This window comes from Polaromonas sp., assembly GCF_043778355.1.
In the GTDB taxonomy this organism is placed as follows: Bacteria; Pseudomonadota; Gammaproteobacteria; order Burkholderiales; family Burkholderiaceae_C; genus Polaromonas.
Genome location: NZ_JAYWHI010000109.1, coordinates 1 through 6,400, shown reverse-complemented (window position 1 = coordinate 6,400; position 6,400 = coordinate 1). Strand labels below are relative to the sequence as shown.

Genomic DNA, 6,400 nt, shown 5'->3' with positions numbered 1-6,400 from the left:
CCGGTGTCGCGACGGCCACCGAGGCGGCCGCGCTCGGCGTCGGCGGCGCGTTGCTGCTGGCCGCGGTGGAAGGCTCGCTCAGCCGCAAGAGCTTTGTCGACGGCCTGGTCTCGGCCACCCGCGTGTACTGCATGATCGGGCTGATCCTGGCGGGCGCGGCTTTCCTGACCCTGTCCATGGGATTTATTGGCCTGCCGCGGCATCTGGCCGAGTTCATCGGCGCACTGCAGCTATCGCCCTTCATGCTGATGCTGGGGCTGATCGGTTTTTTCATCATTCTCGGCTGCTTTCTCGACGGTATCTCGGTCGTGGTACTGACCATCGCCGTACTGTTGCCCACGGTCGAGGCGGCCGGCTTCGATCTGATCTGGTTCGGCATCTTCATTGTGCTGGTGGTCGAAATGGCGCAAATCACGCCGCCGGTGGGCTTCAACCTTTTCGTCATCCAGGGGTTGACGCGGCGCGAGGTGACGTACATCGCGCGTACCGCGCTGCCGCTGTTCTTCCTGATGATTGTTGCGGTGCTGATCACCTACTTCTTCCCCGATGTGGTGCTGTGGCTGCCGCGTCACATGTGACCCAATCACCAGGAGTTTCACCATGAAGAAATTTTGGATGGCTGCCCTGTGTGTGGTTTCGCTGGCCCACGCCCCGGACCTGCTGGCCCAGAGCACCTGGAAGCTGGCAACGGGTTACCGGGCCGAGTCTTTTCATACGCAAAACATTCTGCAGTTCTCGCGAGAGGCTGAGCAGGCCACCCGCGGCCAACTGTTGATCGAGGTGCACCCCAACAACACGCTGGCCAAGCTCAACGACATTCGGCAGGCAGTCGCCGATGGCAAGGCGGAGGCGGGCGAAACCATCATGACCAGTCTGGTCAAGGACATCCCGCTTGCCGGCGCCGATTCGATCCCGTTTGTGGTCGGCAGCTACAAGGATGCCGAGCGGCTGTGGAAGCTGCAGCGCCCCGGCATTGAAAAGCACTTTGCGCAGCGCGGCCTCAAGCTGCTGTACACCGTGCCCTGGCCGCCGCAGGGCCTGCACTCCAACAAACCGATACGCAGTCTGGCCGACTTCAAGGGCACGCAGATGCGCACCTACAACGCCACCACCCTGCGCATCGCCGAGATGCTGGGCGCCAAACCGGTGGACGTGGCCATGGTCGATGTCGGCAAGGCGCTGGGCGAAGGCCGCATGGACAACATGATCACGTCCGCGCTGACCGGCGTGGAGAACAAGGTCTGGGGTCCGATCAAGTATTACTACGAGATCAACGCCTGGTTTCCGAAAAACGTGGTGTTTGTCAGCAGCAAGGCTTTCGACGCACTGCCACCCGAGGCGCGCAGCCAGGTCCTCAAGGCGGCGGCTGCCGCCGAGACCCGCGGCTGGGCCGCCAGCCAGGCACTGGCCGTCAGTGCCACCGACGAGTTGCGCGCCAACGGCGTGAAGATAGAACGGATTCCCGCGGATCTGGACAACGAAATCAAGCGCATGGGCGAGCGCTTTTCGCGAGAATGGGTACGATCAGTCGGAAACGACGCCAACGTCATTTTTGTGCCGTATTACATCCAATAGTTATCCCACGGCCGTCCCCGGCGGCCAACCGCTTTCACCATGACCACAGACATTCGACCCATGAATCAGGACACTCCCTCCAATACCGGCATTGGGCGCTGGCAATTCTGGATAGACCGTGGCGGTACCTTCACCGACATCGTTGCCAAAAAGCCCGACGGTTCGCTGCTCACGCACAAGCTGCTGTCCGAGAACCCCGAGCAGTACCGCGACGCGGCGGTGGCCGGTATCCGGCATCTGCTGGGCCTGAAGGCCGGCGAGCCGATCCGCGCCGAGGTCGTGGACTGCGTGAAGATGGGCACCACGGTCGCCACCAACGCCTTGCTCGAACGCAAGGGTGAGCCGACGCTGCTGGTGACGACTCGCGGCTTCCGCGACGCGCTGCGCATCGCTTACCAGAACCGGCCGCGCCTGTTTGACCGTCACATCGTGTTGCCCGAGTTGCTGTACAGCGCTGTGGTCGAGGCCCAGGAGCGTGTCGGCGCGCAGGGCGAGGTGCTACAAGCGCTCGATGAATTGCTATTAAAACAGGAGCTGCTGGCGCAACACCAGAAAGGGCTGCGCAGTGTTTCCATTGTGTTTATGCACGGGTACCGCTACACCGCGCATGAACAAGCGGCCAAGCGGATTGCGCAGGAAGTCGGTTTTACCCAAATCAGCACCTCGCACGAAACCAGCCCGATGATGAAGTTTGTCAGCCGCGGCGACACCACGGTGGTCGACGCCTATTTGTCGCCGATCCTGCGCCGTTATGTGGAGCAGGTGGCCGGCGAGATGCCTGGCGTGAAGCTGTTTTTCATGCAATCCTCGGGCGGCCTGACCGACGCCCATGTGTTCCAGGGCAAGGATGCCATCCTCAGTGGTCCCGCCGGCGGGATTGTCGGCATGGCGCGCACCGCCGCGATCGCTGGCATCGACAAGGTCATCGGTTTCGACATGGGCGGCACCTCCACCGACGTGTCGCATTACGCCGGCGAGTTCGAGCGTGAGTTCGAAACCCAGGTCGCCGGTGTGCGTATGCGCGCGCCCATGATGAGCATTCATACGGTGGCGGCAGGCGGCGGATCCCTGTTGAAGTTCGACGGTGAGCGTTTTCGTGTCGGGCCGCAGAGTGCCGGCGCCAACCCCGGCCCGGCCAGCTACCGCCGGGGCGGTCCGCTGGCCGTGACCGATGCCAATGTGATGGTCGGCAAGGTGCAGCCGCGTTATTTTCCCAAGGTCTTCGGTCCGAAAGCCGACGAGGCGCTGAGTTACGAGGTGGTGCAGCAGAAGTTCAACGAACTCGCCGGTGAGACCGGGCGCAGCGCCGAAGTGGTAGCCGAAGGTTTCATCAACATCGCGGTGCAGCAGATGGCCAATGCCATCAAGAAAATTTCGGTGGCACGCGGCTACGACGTGACGCGTTACACCTTGCAGTGTTTCGGCGGCGCCGGTGGGCAACATGCCTGCCTGGTGGCCGATGCGCTGGGCATGACCAAGGTCTTTGTGCATCCGCTGGCCGGCGTGTTGTCGGCCTACGGCATGGGCCTGGCCGACCAGAACGTGATTCGCGAGCAGGCGGTCGAGCTCAAGCTGTCGGAAGCAGCCCTGCCTGCGATCTCCGGCAAGCTCGATGGTCTGGCCGCTGCGGCCGAAGCGGAATTGCAGCGCCAACAGGTCAGCACCGGTGCGATCACGACGCACCGCCGCGTGCATGTGCGTTACGAGGGCAGCGACGCGGCACTGATTGTCCCTTTTGGCGGCCTGGCGAAAATCGAAGCGGGGTTTGAGGCCGCCTATCGCCAGCGTTTTTCCTTCCTGATGCAGGGCAAGGGTTTGGTGGTCGAAGCGGTGTCGGTGGAGGCCGTGGTGGCGGGCGACGCGCCGGCCGAACCGCGCCACGCGACGCACGAGCCGCGCGAGGTGCCGCGCCGTGAGACCGTGCGCATGTATTCGGGCGGCCAGTGGCACGATGCCACGCTGGTGGTGCGTGAAGACCTGCAGCCTGGCGACATCATCAGTGGCCCGGCCATCATCGCCGAAAGAAATGCCACCACCGTGGTTGAACCCGGCTGGGAAGCGGCGCTGACCGCACTGGACCACCTGGTGCTGGACCGCCGGGCCGCGCGCGCCGTCAAGTTTGCGGCTGGCACCACGGTAGACCCGGTGCTGCTGGAGGTGTTCAACAACCTGTTCATGAACATCGCCGAGCAAATGGGCCTGCAACTGCAGAACACCGCCTATTCCGTCAACATCAAGGAACGGCTGGACTTCAGCTGTGCGCTGTTCGACACCGCCGGCAACCTGATTGCCAATGCGCCGCACATGCCGGTGCACCTGGGCTCCATGGGCGAAAGTATCAAGACGGTGATCCGCGAGAACACCGGCAAGATGCAGCCGGGCGATGTCTATGTGCTCAATGACCCCTACCACGGCGGCACGCATCTGCCTGACATCACGGTGATCACACCGGTTTACCTCGGCACCGGCGAGGCCCCGACCTTTTATGTCGGTTCGCGCGGACACCACGCCGATGTGGGCGGAACTACGCCGGGCTCCATGCCACCGTTTTCCACGCGTATCGAGGAAGAGGGCGTGCAGATCAACAACGTCAAGCTGGTCGAGCGTGGCGTGCTGCGTGAAGCCGAAATGGTGGCGCTGCTCAAAAGCGGGAAGTACCCGAGCCGCAACCCGCAGCAGAACATGGCCGACCTGAAAGCCCAGATCGCCGCCAATGAAAAAGGCGTGCAGGAACTGCGCAAGATGGTGGACACCTTCAGCCTGGATGTGGTGCAGGCCTACATGGGCCATGTGCAGGACAACGCCGAGGAATCGGTGCGCCGTGTCATCACTCAGCTCAAGGACGGCCAGTTCACCCTGCCACTGGACAACGGCGCGCAGATCAGTGTGGCGATTCGCGTTGACGTGGCTGGCCGCAGCGCCGAAATCGACTTCACCGGCACCTCGGCCCAGCAGACCAATAATTTCAATGCGCCGACGGCCGTGTGTATGGCCGCCGTGCTGTATGTGTTCCGCACGTTGGTCGACGATGACATTCCGCTCAACGCCGGTTGCCTGAAGCCGCTCAAGGTCATCATCCCGGCCGGCTCGATGTTGAACCCGAACCCGCCGGCCTCGGTGGTCGCAGGCAATGTGGAAACTTCCACCTGCATCACCAACGCGCTGTATGGCGCACTCGGCGTGATGGCGGCAGGTCAGTGCACCATGAACAATTTCACTTTTGGCAATGCGCGGTACCAGTATTACGAGACGATTTCGGGCGGCAGCGGTGCCGGCGAGGGTTTTGACGGCACCTCCGTGGTGCAGGCGCACATGACCAATTCGCGCCTGACCGACCCTGAGGTGCTGGAGTTCCGTTTTCCGGTACGGCTGGAGAGTTACGAGATCCGCCAGGGCTCGGGCGGTGCCGGGCGCTGGCAGGGCGGCAACGGCGGCGTGCGCCGGGTGAAATTCCTGGAGCCGATGACGGCCAGCATTCTGTCAAACGGCCGCAAACACGGCGCCTTCGGCATGGCCGGTGGCGAGCCAGGGCAGGTGGGCCGCAATGTGGTGGTGCGCGCAGATGGCAAGGTTGAAAATCTGGACCACATCGGCCAGGCTGAAATGCAAGCCGGCGACGTGTTCGAGATCCACACGCCGGGCGGCGGCGGCTTCGGCAAGTTGTAAACCCACCCCCGTCCAGGCTCACTGCGTGTAGCAAGTTCCCCCCTCAAGGGGGCGGCGCCTGCGGTCTGGCAAAGCCAGTCCCGCGGTGAAGTTAGCCTCACCCCTGTCCAGGCTCACTGCGTGTAGCCTGTTCCCCCCTCGAGGGGGCGTCGCCTGCGGTCTGGCAAAGCCAGTCCCGCGGCGCCTGCTTGTACGGGCAGGGCAATTTTTTGATACAAATGCGGTGTAGCCCACATCCCATCAGCGCGAGCAGCTATTAATTCAGGAGCACCGAATGGATACCGCGTTTCTTGACAACTACCGCTGGCTGGCCCGCTACAACCGCTGGATGAACCAGCGCCTGTACGCGGCCTGCGAGCCACTTGGCGACGAGGAGCGCCAGCGGCAGCGCGGCGCCTTCTTTGGCTCGATTCACCACACGCTGACGCACCTGTTGCTGGCCGACCGCTTATGGCTGTACCGCTTTGCCTCGCAGCAGACCCGGTTTGCAGCACTGGATGCGGCGGAGCTGGCCTTTCCACCCGGCGTGGACTACGTCAGCGTCAATGCTTATCCCCACTGGGCTGAACTGCAGCATGCGCGTGATTCGCTGGACGAGCGGATTGAGCAGTGGTTGGCAGAAATGGCGCCGGACTTTCTGACCAGCACCATGGTGTACAGCAACACCAAAGGGGTGCAGCGCGCCCACCCGGCCTGGCAGGCCATGGCGCATTTTTTCAACCACCAGACGCACCACCGCGGACAGACCACGACGCTGCTGATGCAAGCCGGCGTGGATGTCGGCGTGACCGATCTGGTTGCGTTGTTGTGAGGCCGCCCCGGTCCCTTTTCTCTCACCCCGACACGCACTGGCTCAAAACAACTGGTGCGCCAGCCAGGCCAGGCCAGCCGCCATCGGCAAGGTGATGACCCAGGACAAAAGGATGGTGCGCAATGCGCTTTTGTTGAGCGTGTCGGCACCCGTCCCCACGCCAGCAATCGCGCCTACCGACACATGTGTGGTGGACACAGGAAGGCCGAACTGGCTGGCACCCAGCACCAGCGTGGCGGTGATGAGGTTGGCAGACAGCCCCTGCGTGGAGTCGATTCGGCTCACGCGCCGGCTCATTGTCTCGGCCACCCGCCGCGAGAGCAGCACGCCGCCGAGCGCCATCGCGGC

At 63.3% G+C, this 6,400-nt stretch carries 5 protein-coding genes; 4 read left to right on the top strand and 1 reads right to left on the bottom strand.

The window, feature by feature from the left end:
- The 4 genes from ACH2CW_RS16300 to ACH2CW_RS16285 form a co-directional block, all read left to right on the top strand.
- Nucleotides 1-578: TRAP transporter large permease subunit (locus ACH2CW_RS16300; protein WP_395060048.1), on the top strand; the 578-nt coding region annotated here is incomplete at its 5' end.
- A 22-nt stretch (nt 579-600) separates the two neighbouring features.
- Nucleotides 601-1,575 carry a TRAP transporter substrate-binding protein gene (locus ACH2CW_RS16295; protein ID WP_395060046.1) on the top strand — a complete coding sequence of 325 codons (975 nt, stop codon included), beginning with the start codon at nt 601-603 and terminating at the stop codon, nt 1,573-1,575.
- Nucleotides 1,576-1,635: 60 nt separating this feature from the next.
- Nucleotides 1,636-5,241, top strand: coding sequence for a hydantoinase B/oxoprolinase family protein (locus ACH2CW_RS16290; protein ID WP_395060044.1), 3,606 nt, complete (start codon nt 1,636-1,638; stop codon nt 5,239-5,241).
- 274 nt (nt 5,242-5,515) lie between these two features.
- Nucleotides 5,516-6,052, top strand: coding sequence for a DinB family protein (locus tag ACH2CW_RS16285; protein WP_395060042.1), 537 nt, complete (start codon nt 5,516-5,518; stop codon nt 6,050-6,052).
- A gap of 42 nt (nt 6,053-6,094) precedes the next feature.
- Here ACH2CW_RS16285 and ACH2CW_RS16280 read toward each other — a convergent pair.
- Nucleotides 6,095-6,400 (bottom strand): inorganic phosphate transporter (locus tag ACH2CW_RS16280; RefSeq protein WP_395060040.1); only part of this gene is annotated, 306 nt, incomplete at its 5' end.